Source organism: Salmonella sp. SAL00670, assembly GCF_046552235.1.
GTDB classification, from domain to species: Bacteria; Pseudomonadota; Gammaproteobacteria; order Enterobacterales; family Enterobacteriaceae; genus Salmonella; species Salmonella enterica.
Window position 1 is genome coordinate 133,238 of the sequence record NZ_JBGDUO010000007.1, and the last position, 19,290, is coordinate 152,527.

General features: G+C 55.3%; 17 protein-coding genes. All 17 read right to left on the minus strand.

All coding sequences use genetic code 11. The annotated features are described in order from the left end of the window. Positions 1 to 15: 15 nt before the first annotated feature. The 17 genes from ftsZ to ilvN all read right to left on the minus strand — a co-directional run bounded on the left by ftsZ (position 16) and on the right by ilvN (position 19,288). Positions 16 to 1,167 (minus strand): cell division protein FtsZ, encoded by a 1,152-nt coding sequence (gene ftsZ, locus ACLJRS_RS20025; RefSeq protein ID WP_000462785.1) that lies wholly within the window; start codon positions 1,165 to 1,167, stop codon positions 16 to 18. Between the two features lie 60 nt (positions 1,168 to 1,227). Next, entirely contained in the window at positions 1,228 to 2,490 is a 1,263-nt protein-coding gene (gene ftsA / locus ACLJRS_RS20030; protein WP_000588463.1) for a cell division protein FtsA, read from the minus strand. Beyond that, complete coding sequence (gene ftsQ, locus ACLJRS_RS20035; RefSeq protein ID WP_000075728.1) at positions 2,487 to 3,317, minus strand: cell division protein FtsQ; 831 nt, start codon at positions 3,315 to 3,317, stop codon at positions 2,487 to 2,489. The genes ftsA and ftsQ overlap by 4 nt, the downstream gene beginning before the upstream one ends. Before the next feature lies 1 nt (position 3,318). Beyond that, the gene (locus ACLJRS_RS20040) at positions 3,319 to 4,239 is read right to left on the minus strand and encodes a D-alanine--D-alanine ligase (protein WP_000763905.1); all 921 of its coding nucleotides are present in this window, start codon (positions 4,237 to 4,239) and stop codon (positions 3,319 to 3,321) included. Beyond that, on the minus strand, positions 4,232 to 5,707 hold the full coding sequence (murC, locus tag ACLJRS_RS20045; protein ID WP_001096070.1) for a UDP-N-acetylmuramate--L-alanine ligase: 1,476 nt from the start codon (positions 5,705 to 5,707) through the stop codon (positions 4,232 to 4,234). Before murC ends, ACLJRS_RS20040 begins: the two co-directional genes overlap by 8 nt. 118 nt (positions 5,708 to 5,825) lie before the next feature. Then, positions 5,826 to 6,893 carry an undecaprenyldiphospho-muramoylpentapeptide beta-N-acetylglucosaminyltransferase gene (murG, locus tag ACLJRS_RS20050; protein WP_000016619.1) on the minus strand — a complete coding sequence of 356 codons (1,068 nt, stop codon included), beginning with the start codon at positions 6,891 to 6,893 and terminating at the stop codon, positions 5,826 to 5,828. After that, entirely contained in the window at positions 6,890 to 8,134 is a 1,245-nt protein-coding gene (gene ftsW, locus ACLJRS_RS20055; protein WP_001239803.1) for a cell division protein FtsW, read from the minus strand. Before ftsW ends, murG begins: the two co-directional genes overlap by 4 nt. After that, on the minus strand, positions 8,134 to 9,450 hold the full coding sequence (murD, locus tag ACLJRS_RS20060; protein ID WP_000796443.1) for a UDP-N-acetylmuramoyl-L-alanine--D-glutamate ligase: 1,317 nt from the start codon (positions 9,448 to 9,450) through the stop codon (positions 8,134 to 8,136). The genes ftsW and murD overlap by 1 nt, the downstream gene beginning before the upstream one ends. 2 nt (positions 9,451 to 9,452) lie before the next feature. Continuing rightward, on the minus strand, positions 9,453 to 10,535 hold the full coding sequence (gene mraY / locus ACLJRS_RS20065; protein WP_000964138.1) for a phospho-N-acetylmuramoyl-pentapeptide-transferase: 1,083 nt from the start codon (positions 10,533 to 10,535) through the stop codon (positions 9,453 to 9,455). After that, complete coding sequence (murF, locus tag ACLJRS_RS20070; RefSeq protein WP_000626633.1) at positions 10,529 to 11,887, minus strand: UDP-N-acetylmuramoyl-tripeptide--D-alanyl-D-alanine ligase; 1,359 nt, start codon at positions 11,885 to 11,887, stop codon at positions 10,529 to 10,531. The genes mraY and murF overlap by 7 nt, the downstream gene beginning before the upstream one ends. Then, entirely contained in the window at positions 11,884 to 13,371 is a 1,488-nt protein-coding gene (murE, locus tag ACLJRS_RS20075; RefSeq protein ID WP_000775069.1) for a UDP-N-acetylmuramoyl-L-alanyl-D-glutamate--2,6-diaminopimelate ligase, read from the minus strand. The genes murF and murE overlap by 4 nt, the downstream gene beginning before the upstream one ends. Further along, on the minus strand, positions 13,358 to 15,124 hold the full coding sequence (ftsI, locus tag ACLJRS_RS20080) for a peptidoglycan glycosyltransferase FtsI (protein WP_000642235.1): 1,767 nt from the start codon (positions 15,122 to 15,124) through the stop codon (positions 13,358 to 13,360). The genes murE and ftsI overlap by 14 nt, the downstream gene beginning before the upstream one ends. 15 nt (positions 15,125 to 15,139) lie before the next feature. After that, positions 15,140 to 15,505, minus strand: a complete 366-nt coding sequence (gene ftsL, locus ACLJRS_RS20085; RefSeq protein ID WP_000625651.1) for a cell division protein FtsL — start codon at positions 15,503 to 15,505, stop codon at positions 15,140 to 15,142. Then, complete coding sequence (rsmH, locus tag ACLJRS_RS20090) at positions 15,502 to 16,443, minus strand: 16S rRNA (cytosine(1402)-N(4))-methyltransferase RsmH (protein ID WP_000970444.1); 942 nt, start codon at positions 16,441 to 16,443, stop codon at positions 15,502 to 15,504. The genes ftsL and rsmH overlap by 4 nt, the downstream gene beginning before the upstream one ends. A gap of 1 nt (position 16,444) precedes the next feature. Continuing rightward, positions 16,445 to 16,903, minus strand: coding sequence for a division/cell wall cluster transcriptional repressor MraZ (mraZ, locus tag ACLJRS_RS20095; protein ID WP_000488294.1), 459 nt, complete (start codon positions 16,901 to 16,903; stop codon positions 16,445 to 16,447). Between the two features lie 605 nt (positions 16,904 to 17,508). Further along, positions 17,509 to 18,513 carry a catabolite repressor/activator gene (cra, locus tag ACLJRS_RS20100; RefSeq protein WP_000762406.1) on the minus strand — a complete coding sequence of 335 codons (1,005 nt, stop codon included), beginning with the start codon at positions 18,511 to 18,513 and terminating at the stop codon, positions 17,509 to 17,511. Positions 18,514 to 18,796: 283 nt separating this feature from the next. After that, a complete protein-coding gene (ilvN, locus tag ACLJRS_RS20105; RefSeq protein WP_001750262.1) occupies positions 18,797 to 19,288 on the minus strand; it encodes an acetolactate synthase small subunit in 492 nt (163 codons plus the stop codon). Positions 19,289 to 19,290: the final 2 nt, after the last annotated feature.

Below are 19,290 nucleotides of genomic sequence, written 5' to 3' on the forward strand. Positions count from 1 at the left end.
AATTCCAGCTAATTCTTAATCAGCTTGCTTACGCAGGAATGCGGGGATATCCAGATAATCCGGCTCTTTCGCCGCCTGTGGTGTATTGTCGTTAACCACTTTCGCGACCGTTTTTTGCTCCTGCGTCAGCGGCGCCATACCGTGCTGCTGATAACGATCCAACACCGGCTGCTGCACCTGTTTATTGGTGACCAGAGTGATTTCAGGACGCTTGTCCATACCAATTCCAGTGGCAACAACGGTCACGCGCAGTTCGTCGTTCATATCCGGGTCCAGAGAAGTACCGATAACCACGGTGGCGTTATCCGATGCAAAGGCACGGATGGTGTTACCGACGGTTTCGAACTCATCCAGACGCAGGTCGAAGCCCGCAGTAATGTTGACCAACACGCCGCGCGCGCCGGACAGGTCGATATCTTCCAGCAGCGGAGAAGAAATAGCCATTTCAGCCGCTTCTTCCGCACGGTCTTCACCGCTCGCCACGCCGGAGCCCATCATTGCGTAGCCCATTTCAGACATCACGGTACGCACGTCAGCAAAGTCGACGTTCATCAGACCCGGGCGGGTGATCAGCTCTGCGATGCCCTGAACCGCGCCTTTCAGCACGTCGTTAGCCGCGCCGAACGCGTCGAGCAGGGAGATACCACGGCCCAGCACTTTCAGCAGCTTGTCGTTCGGGATGGTGATCAACGAGTCCACATGCTTGGACAGCTCGGTGATACCCTGCTCCGCAAATGCCATGCGCTTTTTGCCTTCAAAATTGAAAGGCTTAGTCACCACGGCAACGGTCAGAATACCTAAATCTTTTGCCACTTCAGCAACCACTGGCGCCGCGCCGGTTCCGGTACCGCCGCCCATGCCTGCCGCGATAAATACCATGTCTGCGCCTTCAAGCGCCGCACGCAGCGCTTCACGGTCTTCGTCCGCCGCGTTACGACCGACTTCCGGGTTAGCGCCAGCGCCCAGACCTTTGGTAATGCCGCTACCAATTTGAATGGTCTGGCCAACCGCCGTTTTACGCAACGCCTGAGCGTCGGTATTCACCGCGAAGAATTCAACACCTTCGATGCGCTCGCGCACCATGTGTTCAACAGCGTTACCGCCGCCACCACCGACGCCGATGACTTTAATCACCGCGTCGTTGGTTAGTTCCATAGGTTCAAACATAATCTCTCTCCGTCATGTGCCTGTCGCCTGAGGCCGTAATATCTGGCGGCCTCATAAAAATTAAAACTCTTTTCGCAGCCAGCTATTAAGTCGCTTGATCCACGAGCCAACTGATGCCGTAACACGTTTTTCCACTTCTGCTTCACCGTTTAAGTGGGACTCTTTCCCGTAGTGAAGCAATCCCACCGCCGTTGAGTAATACGGCTCCTGGGCATAATCCGTCAGACCGGTGATATTCAGCGGCGCGCCGATACGCACCTGCGTATGAAACACGCGCTGAGCGCAAGCAGCAAGCCCTTCGATTTGCGCCGCGCCGCCGGTTAACACAATCCCCGCCGCCAGGTGATGTTTTACCCCTTGTTGGCGAAGCTGTTCCTGTAATTGCAATATCTCTTCGTTGACCAGATTGAGCAGCTCGGTGTAACGCGGCTCAATCACTTCCGCCAGCGTCTGGCGTTGCAGGCTGCGCGGCGGACGCCCGCCTACGCTCGGTACTTCAACGCTCTCGTCTTTACCGACAATGGAACCCAGCGCGCAACCGTGGCGAACTTTAATGGCTTCAGCATCGCTCGGCGGCGTACCAAAGGCATAAGCGATATCGCTGGTCACCACGTTCCCCGCGTAAGGGATCACTTTGGTATGACGCAGCGCGCCGCCAGTATAAACGGCGATATCCATTGTACCACCGCCGATATCCACGACACAGACGCCCAGTTCACGTTCATCTTCCGTTAACACGGAATAACTGGCCGCCAGTCCGGCAAATATCAGTTGGTCAACTTTCAGACCACAACGTTCAACAGCTTTGACAATGTTTTTTGCCATATCGTTGTGGCAGGTAATCAAATGTACTTTCGCCTGCATACGCACGCCGGAAAGACCGACCGGATTTTTAATGCCTTCCTGGTAGTCAATGGCGTACTCCTGAGGAATCACATGCAGCACGCGATGTTCATCGCGCACGCGCACTGACTTCGCAGTATGCACGACGTTTTCCACATCTTCTTGCGTCACTTCCTCTTCGGAAATGGGCACCATACCAATTTCATTCTGACAGCTAATATGTTTGCCGGAAAGCGCCAGATATACCGAGGAGATCTGGCAATCGGCCATCAATTCCGCCTGGTCAATGGCGCGCTGAACGCATTTCACCACTGACTCAAGGTCATTCACCCCGCCTTTATCCATACCCCGCGATGGGCAACTGCCCACGCCAATGATATTGACCATACCGTCGGGCAGAACTTCCCCTACTAAAGCGGCAACCTTCGCGGTGCCAATCTCCAGTCCTACTACCAGTTTTCTGTCCGTCGCCTTGATCATTGTTGTTCTGCCTGTGCCTGATTCTGTTGCTGATTAGATTCCTCAGGGGGGAGCGGCGCCCAGCCAACTGCCGCACCTGAGTCATAACGCAAATCAACGTAGCTAATCCGTTTGCCATCGGTTTGCGCCTGCTGCTGTAAAACCGGATAGAGTTCTACAAAGCGAGCCAACCTTTTCATCGTATCGCCCCTGCCGAGATTGAGCTTAATGCCGTTATTAAGCGTCAATTGCCAGGAGCGACGTGCGGTCATCGCCGCTTCCTTTAGAGTGAATTTATCCTTAGCCAGCACCTGCCCCATCTCGCGGTATCCCTGCAACACTTCACTCGCGCTGCCTTCCGGGCCATACAACATGGGTAAAACCTGTTTGCCGATGCGGTCTGACGGCACGCTGAAGGTGTTCCCTTCAGCATCGACCATATGTTGATCATTCCAACGCGCAATCGGCACATATTCAACCAGATGAATCTTCAATTCATCAGGCCACTGTTTTCTGACGCTGGCCTGTTTAATCCACGGCAAACGCTCAATCTGGCTCTGGATAATGTTCACATCCTGCGTCATGAAGGTTCCCGGCGCGCCCAGAGCCAGTATCGCCTGACGGATATCATCGTTACGCGTGTAGTGACGCTCGCCGGTTAATACCAGCTTTGATAACGGTAAACGCTGCGCATCTTCCATCCACCCTAACACGACCCACCCGCTAACAAACACGGTGCACAGTACCGTCAGCAGGAATAAAATTCCTGCAAGACGCGTTCCATTATTGCGGCGTGAAGAAGGCGTCTCTTCATCACTGTTTCGCGTGTTCAGCGCAGCCTGCGACATATCAGTCCGCCAACTCCAGAATTCGTACCACTAACTGCGAGAAGCTCATTCCCGCCTGACGCGCCGCCATCGGCACCAGACTATGGCTGGTCATCCCCGGAGAAGTATTGGCTTCCAGCAGATAAAACTGACCATCGCTGTCCAGCATGACGTCAATACGCCCCCATCCCGTGCAGCCTAAAGCTTTCCATGCCTGCAGGACGAGAGACTGTAGCGCGGCTTCCTGGGACGCATCTAAACCGGCAGGGCAGAAATACTGAGTCTCATCAGAGAGATACTTCGCCTCATAATCATAGAAGGTTCCTGCCGGTTGGATACGAATTGACGGTAAAATTTCTTCGCCAACTATCGCCACTGTAAATTCCGGACCGCACAGCCATTTCTCAATCAGTATTTCGTCATCATGCTGAAAAGCCAATGATAACGCACCCTGTAAAGCATTTTCTTCTACTACTTTCGTCATACCGACGCTGGAGCCTTCACGGCTGGGTTTGACGATCAGCGGTAAACCCAGCGCCGAAATTCGCGCTTTTTGTTCTTCGCTAAGACCTTTTTCAAACTCAGCGCGCGTCAGCGCGACCCACGGCGCAACCGGTAAGCCTGCGCCCTGCCACAGCAATTTACTGCGCAGTTTATCCATGGAAAGCGCCGAGGCCATCACGCCGCTACCGGTATAAGGCAGGCCGAGCAGTTCAAGCATTCCCTGTAAGGTGCCATCTTCACCGCCACGGCCATGCAACGCAATAAAGACCTTCTGAAAGCCCATTGCTTTAAGCTGCGCGACATCGACCTCTTGCGGATCGACGGGATGCGCATTAATGCCGCCTTCACGTAGCCCGGCCAACACTGCCGCGCCGGAATTTAACGAAACGTCCCGCTCCGCAGAGGTTCCGCCCAACAGGACCGCGATTTTATCAGCCATGTTGCTCTTCCTCCTGGATTTGCGGCTTCAGCTTGATTTCAGATAAGTAACGCGCAATTTTGCCAACATTTCCTGCGCCTTGCACTAATATCAAGTCGTTACCCGTCAGCACCGGCGCTAACATTGTCGCAACCTGAGCCGGATCGGAAACCAGAATCGGGTCAATTTTTCCCCGATTACGAATCGTACGACATAAAGAACGGCTATCCGCGCCCGGAATCGGCGCTTCACCCGCCGGGTAAACGTCCAGCATCAGCAGCGCATCGACCTGGGTCAGCACATTGGCGAAATCGTCATACAGATCGCGCGTGCGCGTGTAACGGTGCGGCTGAAACAGCATCACCAGGTTTTTATCCGGCCACCCTGCTCGCGCAGCTTTAATGGTGGCATCTACTTCAGTCGGATGATGACCATAGTCATCCACCAGCATCGCCGTCCCGGCTTTACCATTCACCGGCTCAAGCGGGAACTCGCCGAGGAAGTCAAAACGACGCCCGGTCCCCTGGAAGCTTTCCAGCGCGCGCAGGATAGCGTCATCGGCGATGCCTTCTTCGGTCGCTACCGCCACTGCCGCCGCGGCATTCAGGGCATTGTGGCGACCCGGCGCATTCAACGTGACATGCAGATCCGGCATTCCCTGGCGCAACAGCGTAAAGTGCCCCTGCGGCCCTATCTGCTGATAATCTTCTACGCGGACGTCAGCATCCTCGCTAAAGCCATACGTCGTGGTCTGACGCCCCACCCGCGGCAGCAACTCGCGGATGACCGGATCATCGACGCACATTACCGCGCGACCGTAGAACGGCAGGTTATGCAGGAAGTTAATAAACGTCTGCTTTAAATTTTCAAAGTCGCCATGATAGGTATCCATATGGTCGGCTTCGATGTTGGTGACGATCGCGACCATCGGCTGCAAATGCAGGAAGGACGCGTCGCTCTCATCTGCCTCGGCAATCAGGTAACGACTATGGCCCAGACGCGCATGAACGCCTGCGGCTTTCACCAGTCCGCCATTCACGAAAGTCGGGTCCAGCCCCGCTTCGGCATAAATACTGGACACCATCGCGGTCGTTGTGGTTTTTCCGTGCGTCCCGGCAATGGCGATGCCGTGGCGAAAACGCATCAGTTCCGCCAGCATTTCCGCACGGCGAATAACCGGAATACGCGCTTCATGCGCCGCGACAATTTCCGGGTTATCCGCGGAAATTGCGCTGGAAACGACGACCACGCTGGCATCACGCACATTTTCCGGACGATGGTTAAAGAAAATCGTCGCCCCCAGGCTCGTCAACTGCTGGGTCACCGGATTCGGCGCTAAATCGGAACCACTGATCTGATACCCTTCATTGGCCAGAACTTCGGCAATACCGCCCATACCAGCACCACCGATGCCGACAAAGTGAATGTGCCGAACGCGACGCATTTCGGGCACGATGGAACGCAGTTTTGCCAGTTGTTGTGTATTCATTCTTTACGCCATTAACTCCAATACCCGCCATACTTCAAATTGCAGATGCGTTGGCTTGCCTGCAACCCAAATTATTGAGGGTAGAAAAACCCTGCGATGCAAAAGGCACCGCCACAAATTATGTCCGGGCAACCCGGCTGACTTCACTGGCGACGCGTTCGGTAGCATCCGGAATGGATACCGCGCGGGCACGCTCCGCCATGGTTAACAACGCCTCGCGCGACCACCCCGCCAGGGTGTCGGCGACAGCCTCTACAGTAAACTGCGGCTGCTCAAAAATCTTAGCTGCGCCGGCGTTTTCTAACGGCAGCGCATTCCAGTACTGCTGCCTGTCTTTATGCTGAAACGGCACGAATATCGCCGGTAATCCGGCGGCAGCGATCTCGCTCACCGTTAAAGCGCCGGAACGACATACCACCACATCCGCCCACGCATAGGCGGCGGCCATGTCATCGATAAATTCCGTTACCTTATGTTGCGGTTGTCCCGCCCCGGCATACGCCTGCTCTACCGTGTGCTGCGCGCCTTTTCCGCTTTGATGCCAGATTGTAACCGTATCGCCCAGTCTGGCGGCAACCTGCGGCATCGTCTGGTTCAGGACTCGCGCCCCCTGAGAACCGCCGACCACCAACACGCGAATCGGGCCGTCACGACCGGCCAGACGCACCTGCGGCAACGGCAACGCCAGTACGTCGGTACGCACCGGGTTACCCACCACTTCCGCGTTCGGAAACGCACCGGGAAACGCCTGCATCACCGTGGTCGCGATTCTGGCCAGCCACTGATTGGTTAGCCCGGCGATACCGTTTTGCTCATGCAAAACGACCGGAATACCCAATGACCAGGCGGCAAGACCGCCGGGGCCGGAAACATAACCGCCCATTCCCAGCACGACATCCGGCTTAAATCGCTTCATGATCGCCCGCGCCTGCCGCCAGGCGTTAAAAATCCGCAGCGGCGCCGCCAGAAGCGCTTTTACGCCTTTACCGCGCAGACCGGAGATCCGAATAAAGTCAATGTCGATGCCATGCTTCGGCACTAAATCCGCTTCCATACGATCGGCGGTACCCAGCCAGCGAACCTGCCAGCCCTGGGCCATTAAATGATGCGCAACGGCCAGTCCCGGGAACACGTGCCCGCCGGTACCGCCCGCCATCACCATTAACCGCTTCGGTTGACCACTCATCGAGAACCTCGTGTAAACGCCTGCGCTTTTTCCAGACGCGTTTCATAATCAATACGTAATAAAAACATAATGGCCGTCGACATAATCAACAGACTCGACCCGCCATAACTGATCAGCGGCAGCGTAAGACCTTTGGTCGGCAGCATCCCCGCGGCCGCGCCAACGTTTACCAGCGCCTGGAAACTAAACCAGATACCGATAGAACACGCTAAAAATCCGGAAAAACGGTGGTCAATCTCCAATGCCTTACGGCCAATCGACATCGCGCGAAAAGCGACGAAGAATACCATTAAAAGCGCCAATACCACACCGATATAACCCAGTTCTTCCCCAATAATGGCGAAGATGAAATCGGTGTGCGCCTCGGGCAAATACTCCAGTTTCTGCACCGAATTCCCCAGCCCTTGCCCCCATATCTCACCGCGACCAAAAGCCATCAGCGACTGCGTCAGCTGATAACCGCTGCCGAACGGATCTTCCCAGGGGTTCCAGAACGAGGTAACGCGGCGAATACGATACGGTTCGGCGAGGATTAACAGAATCACCGCAGAGATGCCCATCCCGATAATGGCGATGAACTGCCATAATTTCGCCCCGGCGAGAAACAGCATCGCCAGCGTGGTGACAAACAGTACGACCACTGTCCCGAGGTCAGGCTGCGCCAGCAGTAACACCGCCAGCACCAGAATCACGCCCATTGGTTTTAAAAAGCCGCGCAGGTTATTTCGCACCTCATCAACCTTACGCACCAGATAGTTCGCGAGGTAGCAGAACAGCGACAGCTTGGTAAACTCCGCAGGCTGAATACGCAGCGGCCCCAGCGCAATCCAGCGCGACGCCCCGTTGACCGAGCTCCCGACGACCAGCACGATAAGCAGCATAATGATCGACGCAATCAGCATCGTCGTGCTGTATTTTTGCCAGAAGGTCATGGGCAAACGTAGCGTGACCATCGCCAGACAAAATGCCAGGAAGATATAGAGCGCATCACGTTTGGCAAACAAAAACGGATCGTTCGCCAGGCGCTGCCCGACTGGCATGGAGGCCGACGTCACCATGACAAAACCAATCGCCGCCAGCCCGAAGGTCAGCCATAGCAGCGTGCGGTCATACATGATCAGACTGTCGGCGTCTTTATCGCGCGAAGCCATCACCCAGCCTTTAAGCGCCGCAAACAGCCAGGCCAGGAGGCCAAAGCCTGGTACGCGCGGCATTCTCAGACGGGGGAGAGATAAACGCATCAACCTAACTCCTTCGCCAGACGGGTAAAGACATCGCCCCGTTGCTCAAAATTTTTAAACTGATCGAGGCTGGCGCAGGCGGGCGACAACAGCACCATATCACCCGGCTGAACGCGCGGCGCCAGCAAACGCATCGCCTCTTCCATCGTCTCAGTCTGTTGGGCGATTTCCGGACGCAGTGCGGCAAGCTGCGCGCCATCGCGCCCAAAGCAATACAGGCGGATACGATCGCCGGTCAGATAGCGCGCCAGCGGAGAAAAGTCTGCCGACTTACCGTCGCCGCCCAGCAGCAGATGCAGCGTACCGTCCACATGCAAACCGTTTAGCGCCGCTTCGGTACTGCCGACGTTGGTCGCTTTCGAGTCATTGATCCAACGTACGCCGTTATGCTCCAACGCCAGCTGGAAGCGATGCGCCAGACCGGTAAATGTCGTCAACGCCTTCAAACTGCTGGCGCGCGGCAGACCTACGGCATCCGCCAGCGCCAGCGCCGCTAACGCATTGGTATAATTATGCTGACCGGAAAGCTTCATCTCTTTCACGTTCAGCACCTTCTCGCCTTTGACTCGCAGCCAGGTTTCGCCCTGCTGACGATTAAGGTGATAATCACCCATATTGACGCCAAAGCTGACGCAGCGCTCATCGGCCCCGCGTACCGGCATCGTCAACGCGTCATCGGCATTCACTACGCACACTTTCGCCTTCTCGTAGACGCGCAGTTTCGCCGCCCGGTACTGTTGCAAACCAAACGGATACCGGTCCATATGATCTTCAGTGACGTTGAGCACCGTTGCCGCCGCCGCTTGCAAACTTGAGGTAGTTTCCAGTTGGAAACTGGATAATTCCAGCACGTACAATTCGCGATCGGCATCCAGCAGCATCAGCGCCGGAAGACCGATATTGCCGCCAACGCCGACATTGACGCCCGCCGCTTTCGCCATCTCGCCCACTAAGGTGGTCACGGTGCTTTTGCCGTTCGAGCCAGTGATGGCTACAATCGGCGCCTGCGCTTCGCGGCAAAACAGTTCGATATCGCCGACAATTTCTACTCCAGCGCTGGCGGCAGCGCTCAGCGAAGGGTGTGCCAGAGCAATACCAGGGCTGGCAACGATTAAATCCGCCGCTAAGAGCCACTCGTCGTTCAGGCCGCCAACGTGACGCTCAACCTCTTGCGGCAGCTTATCCAGACCCGGCGGCGTCACGCGAGTATCCATCACCCGCGGCGTCACGCCGCGGGCGAGAAAAAAGTCCACGCAAGAGAGTCCGGTTAAGCCCAGACCAATAATGACGACGTTTTTGTCCTGGTAATCAGCCATGATTAACGTACCTTCAGCGTTGCCAGGCCAATCAGCACCAGCATCAGCGAAATAATCCAGAAGCGCACAATCACGCGCGGTTCCGGCCAGCCTTTCAGTTCATAGTGGTGATGGATAGGCGCCATACGGAAAATACGCTGTCCGCGTAGTTTAAAGGAACCCACCTGCAGGATGACCGACAGAGTTTCCACCACAAAGACGCCGCCCATGATCACCAGCAGGAACTCCTGACGCAGCAGCACGGCGATAATGCCCAACGCGCCGCCCAACGCCAGCGATCCGACATCGCCCATAAAAACCTGCGCCGGATAGGTGTTAAACCACAAGAATCCTAATCCCGCGCCGACAATCGCCGTACAGACAATCACCAGCTCGCCCGCATGGCGTAAATACGGAATATGCAGGTAATTGGCGAAGTTCATGTTCCCGGTCGCCCAGGCCACCAGCGCAAAGCCGGCGGCAACGAAAACAGTCGGCATGATCGCCAGGCCATCAAGCCCGTCGGTCAGGTTTACGGCGTTACCCGTACCGACGATAACAAAGTAGGACAGCAGAATGTAAAACAGCCCCAATTGCGGCATAACATCTTTAAAGAACGGCACCACCAGTTGGGTCGCGGGCGTGTCTTTCCCGACGAGATAAAGCGCAAAGGCCACGCCGAGCGCGATAACCGACATCCAGAAATATTTCCAGCGCGCAATCAGCCCTTTGGTATCTTTCCGCACCACTTTGCGGTAGTCATCGACAAAACCGATAATGCCGTAGCCAATCAATACCACCAGCACGCACCAGACGTACGGGTTAGACGGGTAAGCCCATAACAGAACGGAAATCACAATCGCCGTCAGGATCATGATGCCGCCCATCGTCGGCGTACCGCGTTTACTGAAGTGCGATTCCGGGCCATCGTTACGTACCACCTGGCCAAAAGAGAGTTTTTGCAGACGAGCGATCATACGCGGGCCCATCCATAAAGAGATGAACAGCGCGGTCAACAGGCTGACGATGGCGCGAAACGTCAGATAAGAAAAGACGTTAAAGCCGGAATAATATTTGACCAAATGCTCGGCCAGCCAAACTAACATGAACCTTTCTCCTGTAACGCATGAACCACATCTTCCATCGCGGCGCTGCGTGATCCTTTCACTAAAATAGTCATCATTGGTTGCTCCTGAAGCAGAGCGTGTAAACGCGCAATGAGCGCGGCTTTATCGGCAAAATGTTCGCCGACGCCGCTGGCGTGGCTGATAGCCTGACTGAGTTTTCCGGTGCTTAACACGCGATCAATACCCGCCGCTTTTGCGGCCTCGCCAACCTGGATGTGGCACGCTTCGCTTTCTGCGCCCAACTCGGCCATATCGCCTACCACCAGCACACGGTAGCCGGGCATTTCAGAAAGGACCTGCACTGCGGCGGTCATCGAACCGACGTTGGCGTTATAAGCGTCATCCAGTACCAGTTGGTTTTCACTTAGTTGAATCGGGAACAGACGCCCGGGTACGGCTTTTAACGCCGCCAGCCCTGCTTTAACCGCCGCCAGCGTCGCCCCCACCGCCATTGATAAAGCAGCGGCCGCCAGCGCGTTGGCAATATTGTGCCGCCCCGGCAACGGCAGCAGCACATCAATGCTGCCCATCGGCGTTTGCAGGGTAAATTCGGTACCGTGTGACGTCACGTGGATATTCGCAGCGGTAAAGTCGCTGTTTGCCGCATTCGGCGAAAAGCGCCACACCTGACGATCGCCAATAATGCTTTGCCAGTTCAGCCAGTCATTATTATCGGCATTCATAATCGCGATACCGTTCTCAGGCAAACCGGTATAGATTTCGCCTTTCGCTTTCGCCACGCCGGCCAGCGAGCCGAAACCTTCCAGATGCGCCGCCGCCAGGTTATTGACCAGCGCCGCTTCCGGGCGCGTCAGGCTAACGGTCCAGGCGATTTCTCCCTGGTGATTAGCGCCTAACTCGATTACCGCATAGTCATAATCATGGTTTAAGCGCAGCAGCGTTATCGGCACGCCGATGTCGTTGTTAAAATTGCCTGCGGTATACAGAGTATTTCCGCACTGGCTAAGAATCGCGGCGGTCATCTCTTTGACCGAGGTTTTGCCGGACGAACCGGTTAACGCCACCACCCGCGCCGGTACCTGCATACGTACCCAGGCGGCCAGTTGGCCAAATGCCTGACGCGTGTCTTTTACAATCACCTGCGGAAGATCGATATCCAGAGGACGACTGACCAGCAGGGCGCCAGCGCCGTTCGCTTTTGCTTTATCAGCAAAATCATGCGCATCAAAGCGTTCCCCTTTCAGCGCCACGAACAGGCATCCCGGCGTCACTTTCCGTGTGTCGGTAATGACCGTATCGAGCGTGAGATCCGCCCCGCGGTGTTCGGCGCCAAGGACATCGGCAATTTTGCTGAGCGTTACGCTAATCATGCGATCCCCCCCAGCAAACGCGCTGCGGTCACGCGGTCTGAATAATCAAGACGCTGCGTGCCGACAATCTGGTAGTCCTCGTGCCCTTTACCTGCAATCAGCACGACGTCATTGTCTTTTGCCTGCATAATGGCATTGGTTACCGCCTCAGCGCGGCCTTCCATTACCCTGACCTGCCCGGCGTCCAGCACTCCGGCCAGAATATCGTTGATAATGGCGCGCGGCTCCTCGGTACGCGGGTTATCGTCAGTCACCACGACGATATCCGCGAATTCTTCGGCAATGGCCCCCATGAGTGGGCGCTTACCTTTGTCACGATCCCCGCCACAGCCAAAGACGCACCACAATTTTCCGGCGCAGTGCAGGCGCGCCGCCTGCAACGCTTTTTCCAGCGCATCCGGCGTGTGCGCGTAATCCACCACTACCGTCGGTTTGCCTGGCGCAGTGAACACTTCCATACGCCCGCAAACCGGCTGCAAACGCGCGGCGGTTTTCAGCAAATCCGTTAACGGATAGCCCAGCGCCAGCAGCGTCGCCAATGCCAGCAGTAAGTTGCTGACGTTAAACGCGCCCATCAGGCGGCTTTCGATTTCGCCGTCACCCCAGCTTGAAGCAAAACGAATCGTCGCTCCGCGGTCGTGGTAGTCCACCGCCTCCGCTTTCAGCCAACGACCGTGACAGTTAGGGTTGATATGCCCTTCCATCGATACTGCGACCGCATCGGGTAGCGACGCCAGCCAGCGGCGTCCAACTTCATCATCGGCGTTGACGATTGCCTGACCGTGATGGTGGGTGGAATAAAGCATCCATTTTGCCGCCTCGTAATGCGCCATATCGCCATGATAGTCGAGATGGTCGCGGCTCAAATTAGTAAACACGGAGGCGGCAAATTTCAACGCCGCCACGCGATGCTGCACCAGGCCGTGAGAAGAGACTTCCATCGCGCCGAAGGTCGCGCCCTGCGCAACCAGACTGGCCAGCACATGCTGAACATCCACAGCGGAACCGGTTGTGTTCTCCGTCGGGATCACTTTACCCAACAGTCCGTTGCCTACCGTTCCCATCACTGCGCTGGTTTCGCCGAGCAACTGGCTCCACTGCGCCAGTAGTTGGGTGGTGGTAGTCTTGCCATTGGTGCCGGTCACAGCCACCAGACGCATGTTTTCAGATGGCTCATGGTAAAAGCGGCCCGCCAGCGCAGATAAACGCTCATTGAGCTGGCTGAGATAGACAACCGGTACGCCGTGCATTTCGCGAATCTCACCGTCGCTCGCCTCGTCTTTCGCCTCTGCAATAATGGCAGCTACGCCTTGCGCTATCGCCTGCGGGATATATCGACGCCCGTCCGCCTGATGACCCACTACTGCCACAAAGAGATCGCCCGCCGCAGCCACACGGCTGTCGAGCGTCATCTCTCGCAGTTCTCGCGCGGGTAGTCCAGCCACCCACGGAGCAAGAAGGTCGCGCAAATTACGATCTGCCACCTGTTCCCTCGCCTTGATTAATTACGAATTCATTTTTTTCGCCCGTTGCCAGCGCGTCCGGTTCGATGTTCATGGTGCGCAGAACGCCGCCCATGATGGCACCAAATACCGGCGCGGAAACGGCGCCGCCGTAGTATTTACCCGCCTGCGGATCGTTGATGACAACCACCAGCGCGAAGCGCGGCTGACTCGCAGGCGCGACGCCTGCGGTATAAGCAATGTATTTGTTGATGTAGCGACCGTCCGGCCCCACTTTTTTCGCCGTACCGGTTTTAATCGCGATACGGTAGCCTTTAATCGCTGCCTTCACGCCGCCGCCGCCCGGCAGCGCCACGCTTTCCATCATATGCACCACGGTGCGTACAGTGGATTCAGGGAAGATGCGTTCGCCGGGTACAGGCGGATCAACTTTGGTAATCGACAGCGGGCGATAAATGCCATAGCTGCCGATCGTTGCATAGACTCGCGCTAACTGTAACGGCGTTACCATTAGCCCGTAGCCGAAAGAGAAGGTGGCCCTCTCTATGTCGGACCACCGTTGTTTTTGAGGATATAAGCCACTGCGTTCTCCGACCAACCCCAAATTGGTCGCCTTTCCTAGCCCAAAACGTGAGTAAGTATCTACTAACGCTGAGGACGGCATCGCTAACGCCAGTTTGGATACACCGACGTTACTCGACTTCTGTAGAACCCCGGTCAGGGTTAATTCGCTGTAGCGCGCCACGTCTTTAATTTCGTGGCCGTTAATTCGGTATGGAACGGTATTCAACACCGTATTTTCGTTGACGATACCGCGCTGAAGCGCAGTCATCACCACCATCGGCTTAACCGTAGAACCCGGTTCAAACACGTCGGTGATGGTACGGTTACGCATCGCGTCTTTCGGCGTACCGGCAAGGTTGTTGGGGTTATAGGAAGGGCTATTCGCCATCGCCAGTACTTCACCGGTATTGACATCGACCAGCACCGCGCTACCGGACTCCGCCTTGTTAAACGCCACCGCGTTGTTCAGTTCGCGGTAAACCAGCGCCTGTAAGCGTTCATCAATGCTTAACGCCAGGTTGTGCGCTGCCTGACTGTCAGTGGAGGAGATATCCTCAATCACGCGACCATAGCGGTCTTTACGCACGATTCGCTCGCCAGGCTGACCGGTAAGCCACTTATCAAAGCTCTTTTCAACGCCTTCAATCCCCTGACTGTCGACGTTGGTAAAACCGATGAGGTGAGCGGTTACTTCTCCTGACGGGTAGTAGCGGCGGGATTCTTCACGCAAATGAATGCCCGGCAGTTTGAGTTTTTTGATGTAGTCCGCCATGTCAGGATTTACCTGGCGCGCCAGATAAATAAAACGCCCTTTCGGGTTGGCGTTGATACGGGCGGAGAGCTGATCGAGCGGAATATTGAGCGCAGTAGAAAGCGCTTTCCAGCGATCGCCAACGCTGATGCCGCCGGCGTCATGAACTTCTTTCGGGTCGGCCCAGATCGCCTTAACCGGTACGCTGACCGCCAGTGGACGCCCGGAACGGTCGGTAATCATACCGCGTGAGGTGGAGACTTCCTGAACACGCAGCGAACGCATATCGCCCTGACGCACCAGCATATCCGGGGCGATAATCTGTAGCCACGCCGCGCGTCCAAGTAAAAAAACCAGCGCCAGTAAAATACAGCCGCACAGCAACGCAAAACGCCAACTGATGAAGTTGGTCTGTTCTTCCTGGCGTTTCGATTTTTGCGTTTTTGCCGCTGCTTTCATGCGTCGCGTTTATCCTTATTTTTGCACTACGATATTTTCTTGGGACGGATCAACATGCTGCATTTGCAGCTTTTCCGTTGCGATCCGCTCCACCCGGCTGTGATCGCCGAGCGCATTTTCTTCAAGGATCAGGTTGCGCCATTCAATGTCCAATGCATCGCGCTCCAGAACCAATTGTTCACGCTGCGCGGTGAGTAAACGAGTATGGTGCGCCGTCGTGACCACCGTCACCGCCGTTAAAATGATGCAAATGAACAAGCAGAGTGGCAGCTTCCCGAACCGCAAAAGATCGTCACCGATCACGCCAGGCAAGGCATGGCGCTCGTTGCTTCCTATCGATCCCTTCACTTTGCTTAGGGCTTCTGTCACTCTGCTGATCATGCGTTCGTCCTCTCTGCGATACGCAGAACTGAACTACGGGCCCGAGGATTTTCAGCTACCTCTTTTTCACCCGGCATCAACTTGCCTAACGCTCGTAACTCACGACCGCCCAGTTTTTTGAGCTGCGCTTCCGTCATCGGTAATCCCGCCGGTACCTGCGGACCGCGGCTTTGCTCACGCATAAAGCGTTTCACAATACGGTCTTCCAGCGAGTGGAAACTGATGATTGAAAGCCGCCCGCCTGGGGCCAGTACGCTGAGCGAGCTTTTTAGCGCCTGCTCTATCTCCTCCAGTTCACTGTTTACCCAGATGCGCACCGCCTGGAAGGTACGGGTCGCGGGATGTTTGAATTTGTCTTTTACCGGGGTCGCCGCCGCAACCACTTCCGCCAGCTCTTTGGTGCGGGTCATCGGCTGTTCGCGATTGCGCTCAACAATGGCGCGAGCAATACGTTTGGCAAAACGCTCCTCGCCGAATGTTTTCAGCACCCAGGCGATATCCGCTTCCTCCGCCGTTTGTAACCACTCGGCGGCAGACTGGCCGCGCGTCGGGTCCATTCGCATATCCAGCGGACCGTCGCGCATAAATGAAAAACCGCGCTCCGCATCGTCAAGCTGCGGAGAAGAGACGCCAAGATCGAGAAGGATCCCGTCAATCTTGCCGGTAAGCTCGCGCTCGGCTACATAATCAGCCAGCGCGGAAAAAGGTCCATGAATGATGGAGAAGCGAGGATCATTAATGGTCTGCGCAACGGCGATCGCCTGCGGATCGCGATCGATCGCCAGCAAGCGCCCCTCTTCGCCCAGTTGCGAGAGGATCAGGCGCGAGTGGCCGCCGCGACCAAATGTGCCATCAATATAGATACCATCCGGACGAATATTCAGCCCATTAACGGCTTCATCCAACAGTACCGTAGTGTGTTTAAAATTTTCCATCATCTTATAGAGACAAGTCCTGCAGCCGCTCCGATAACGTTTCGGTAGCTGACTGTTCAGCGTCGATATCTTCCTTGACCTGTTGATACCAGGTCGTTTCATCCCACAGCTCAAATTTGTTGAACTGTCCAACCAGCATCACTTCTTTCGTCAGTCCGGCATGTTGCCGCAGAACTGGCGCGATCAGTAATCGACCTGCACCATCCATCTGACATTCGCTGGCATGGCCCAACAGTAAACGCTGTACGCGACGTTCTACCGGGTTCATGCTCGACAGACGAGATAACTTTTGCTCAATAATTTCCCATTCAGGCAGGGGGTAAAGCAGCAGGCATGGGTGATGGATGTCAATGGTACATACCATTTGACCGGTAGCGCTCTCGATCAGTTGCTCCCGATAACGGGTCGGCACGGTCAGGCGCCCTTTACTGTCGAGATTGACTAACGTTGCCCCCCGGAACATGCCAGTCTCACCCCTTCTTACCACTTTATCCCACAAATTCCCACTCGAAGGAGTTTACGGAGCGGAGGAAAAGCTTGTCAAGCAAGTCACAACGCTTACCTAAGTAAAAAAGCCAATGTTTACGGCGAATATCTGCGTTGATTAATTTCCGCCCAGCGTGCAAGCCAAATTAACGTTATGAATATTTGTAAGAAAAAAACCAAAGGCCCACCGCCGTTTAAAACGGACTCAATATAATCCGAGAAAAATATAAAGTGTCAGTTTGCGACGCGAGCGGCATTTTAGGACATATTGCACCGTGTTAACAGTGCCTGTTTAACGTGTGCGGTGCCTGCTATACCAGCGCCTACGAGCGACTGTCGCGCCAAAGACAAAAAGTGGCTGTTAATTCGACGATTTCTTGCCTGCTTGTAACAAAACAATACAAAGGAAAAGACTCGTTACGTCTTAATTAGTGGAATGTGGACGATTTCGGACAAAAGAAAGGTAATAAAAAAGAATTTTCGGATAATTTTAAGGAATAATCTTAATTATTTAAGGGATATTTTTACTGATACGCATTTGTTTGACGGCGGCAGAAGAGAGAGTCTTTTACCGCCGGTCCTTTAGCTACGGCTCAGAATGCCGCGACGATAAAGGTTTCGCCGAATACGCGTTAAGCCGGGTTTCGGTTTACGCGGTTCATCAAGACTTGCCAGCACAATCTCCAGCACGCGTTCCGCGACATCACGATGACGCTGCGCCACCGCCAGTACCGGGCATTGCAGAAAATCCAGCAGCTCATGATCGCCGAAGGTCGCAATCGCTAAATCCGAAGGCAGTTTTCCATCGCGCCGCAGCGTTACGTCCATCACGCCCTGTAATAGCGCGAACGATGTCGTAAAGAGCGCCTGCGGCATAGGATGCGTTTCCAGCCATTTCTCAAACAACTGCGCGGCGGCTTCGCGCTCATAGCTGTTGGCATATAAGAAATTCACCTCCCGCGGATCGTCTTTCCATGCAGTGCGGAACCCCTGCTCGCGCAGGAAACTGACGGACAACTCCGGCAGCGCGCCCAAATAAAGCACCGTTTCCGCCGGGAATTTACGCAGCTCTTCCGCCAACATCTCGGCATCATCCTGATCGGCGCCGACCACGCTGGTGAAATGTTCGCGATCCAGCGCGCGGTCGAGCGCGACGATGGGGAACGGATCGTTGGCCCAGCGCTGATAGAAGGGATGCTCCGGCGGTAACGAAGTTGAAACAATGATTGCATCCACCTGGCGTTGCAAAAGGTGCTCAATGCAGCGCATTTCGTTATCCGGCTGATCTTCAGAACAGGCGATCAGCAGTTGGTAGCCACGCTGGCGTGCCTGGCGCTCAAGATAGTTTGCGATACGGGTGTAGCTCGTGTTTTCAAGGTCCGGGATCACCAGACCAATGGAACGTGTGCGTCCAGCACGCAGCCCGGCAGCCACAGCGTTAGGATGGTAATTGTGCTCACGCACTACCGCCATGACTTTTTCTACGGTTTTGTCGCTCACGCGGTATTGCTTTGCTTTACCGTTTATAACGTAGCTTGCAGTTGTGCGCGAGACACCGGCCAGCCGAGCGATTTCATCCAGTTTCACAATTGCCCCTTGTGTAAATTGTACAAACCATAACCTTTATGTCGGCATGGGTTAAAATCGTTAACATCTAAGCGCAGTTTGATCACTCCGGCAACCGCTTTTATTCCGGGTTACCACGGATTTCGCAAAAAAAAGCCCAACCGGTGATATTGGGTTGGGCGATAATTCCTGTTGGCTGATATCCGGCAAACCTGCCTGATGGCGCTACGCTTATCGGACCTGGGCCAGATATCAGCCTGTAGACCGGATAAAACGCAAGCGCGTCGTCATCCGGCGAATCTGCTCAGCGCATAACCTTATCGCCGCGCGAAAGCCCGACGACGCCTGAACGCGCCACTTCAACAATTTTCGCCACGTCGCGCAGCGAGGCCAGAAAAGCATCCAGTTTATCGCTGGTGCCCGCCAGTTGAACGGTATACAGCGTTGGCGTGACATCAATAATCTGACCACGGAAAATTTCCGTATTACGCTTCACCTCTTCCCGTCCGTAGCCGCTGGCCTGGATTTTCACCAGCATGATTTCCCGCTCAACGTGCGCTCCCTGTCCCAGCTCGCTGACGCGCAGCACATCAACCAGCTTGTGCAGTTGCTTTTCAATTTGCTCAAGCACTTTTTCATCGCCTACCGTCTGGATAGTCATACGCGACAACGTCGGATCGTCTGTCGGCGCGACGGTCAGGCTTTCAATATTATATCCGCGTTGCGAAAAGAGGCCGATAACCCGCGATAACGCCCCAGATTCGTTTTCCAGTAATACCGATAAAATCCGGCGCATCA

Excerpts from the sequence above, each read along its gene's own strand:
- ftsZ (WP_000462785.1), bottom strand. The coding sequence starts at position 1,167 with ATGTTTGAACCTATGGAACTAACCAACGACGCGGTGATTAAAGTCATC.
- ftsA (WP_000588463.1), bottom strand. The coding sequence starts at position 2,490 with ATGATCAAGGCGACGGACAGAAAACTGGTAGTAGGACTGGAGATTGGC.
- ftsQ (WP_000075728.1), bottom strand. The coding sequence starts at position 3,317 with ATGTCGCAGGCTGCGCTGAACACGCGAAACAGTGATGAAGAGACGCCT.
- ACLJRS_RS20040 (WP_000763905.1), bottom strand. The coding sequence starts at position 4,239 with ATGGCTGATAAAATCGCGGTCCTGTTGGGCGGAACCTCTGCGGAGCGG.
- murC (WP_001096070.1), bottom strand. The coding sequence starts at position 5,707 with ATGAATACACAACAACTGGCAAAACTGCGTTCCATCGTGCCCGAAATG.
- murG (WP_000016619.1), bottom strand. The coding sequence starts at position 6,893 with ATGAGTGGTCAACCGAAGCGGTTAATGGTGATGGCGGGCGGTACCGGC.
- ftsW (WP_001239803.1), bottom strand. The coding sequence starts at position 8,134 with ATGCGTTTATCTCTCCCCCGTCTGAGAATGCCGCGCGTACCAGGCTTT.
- murD (WP_000796443.1), bottom strand. The coding sequence starts at position 9,450 with ATGGCTGATTACCAGGACAAAAACGTCGTCATTATTGGTCTGGGCTTA.
- mraY (WP_000964138.1), bottom strand. The coding sequence starts at position 10,535 with ATGTTAGTTTGGCTGGCCGAGCATTTGGTCAAATATTATTCCGGCTTT.
- murF (WP_000626633.1), bottom strand. The coding sequence starts at position 11,887 with ATGATTAGCGTAACGCTCAGCAAAATTGCCGATGTCCTTGGCGCCGAA.
- ftsI (WP_000642235.1), bottom strand. The coding sequence starts at position 15,124 with ATGAAAGCAGCGGCAAAAACGCAAAAATCGAAACGCCAGGAAGAACAG.
- ftsL (WP_000625651.1), bottom strand. The coding sequence starts at position 15,505 with ATGATCAGCAGAGTGACAGAAGCCCTAAGCAAAGTGAAGGGATCGATA.
- rsmH (WP_000970444.1), bottom strand. The coding sequence starts at position 16,443 with ATGATGGAAAATTTTAAACACACTACGGTACTGTTGGATGAAGCCGTT.
- mraZ (WP_000488294.1), bottom strand. The coding sequence starts at position 16,903 with ATGTTCCGGGGGGCAACGTTAGTCAATCTCGACAGTAAAGGGCGCCTG.
- ilvN (WP_001750262.1), bottom strand. The coding sequence starts at position 19,288 with ATGCGCCGGATTTTATCGGTATTACTGGAAAACGAATCTGGGGCGTTA.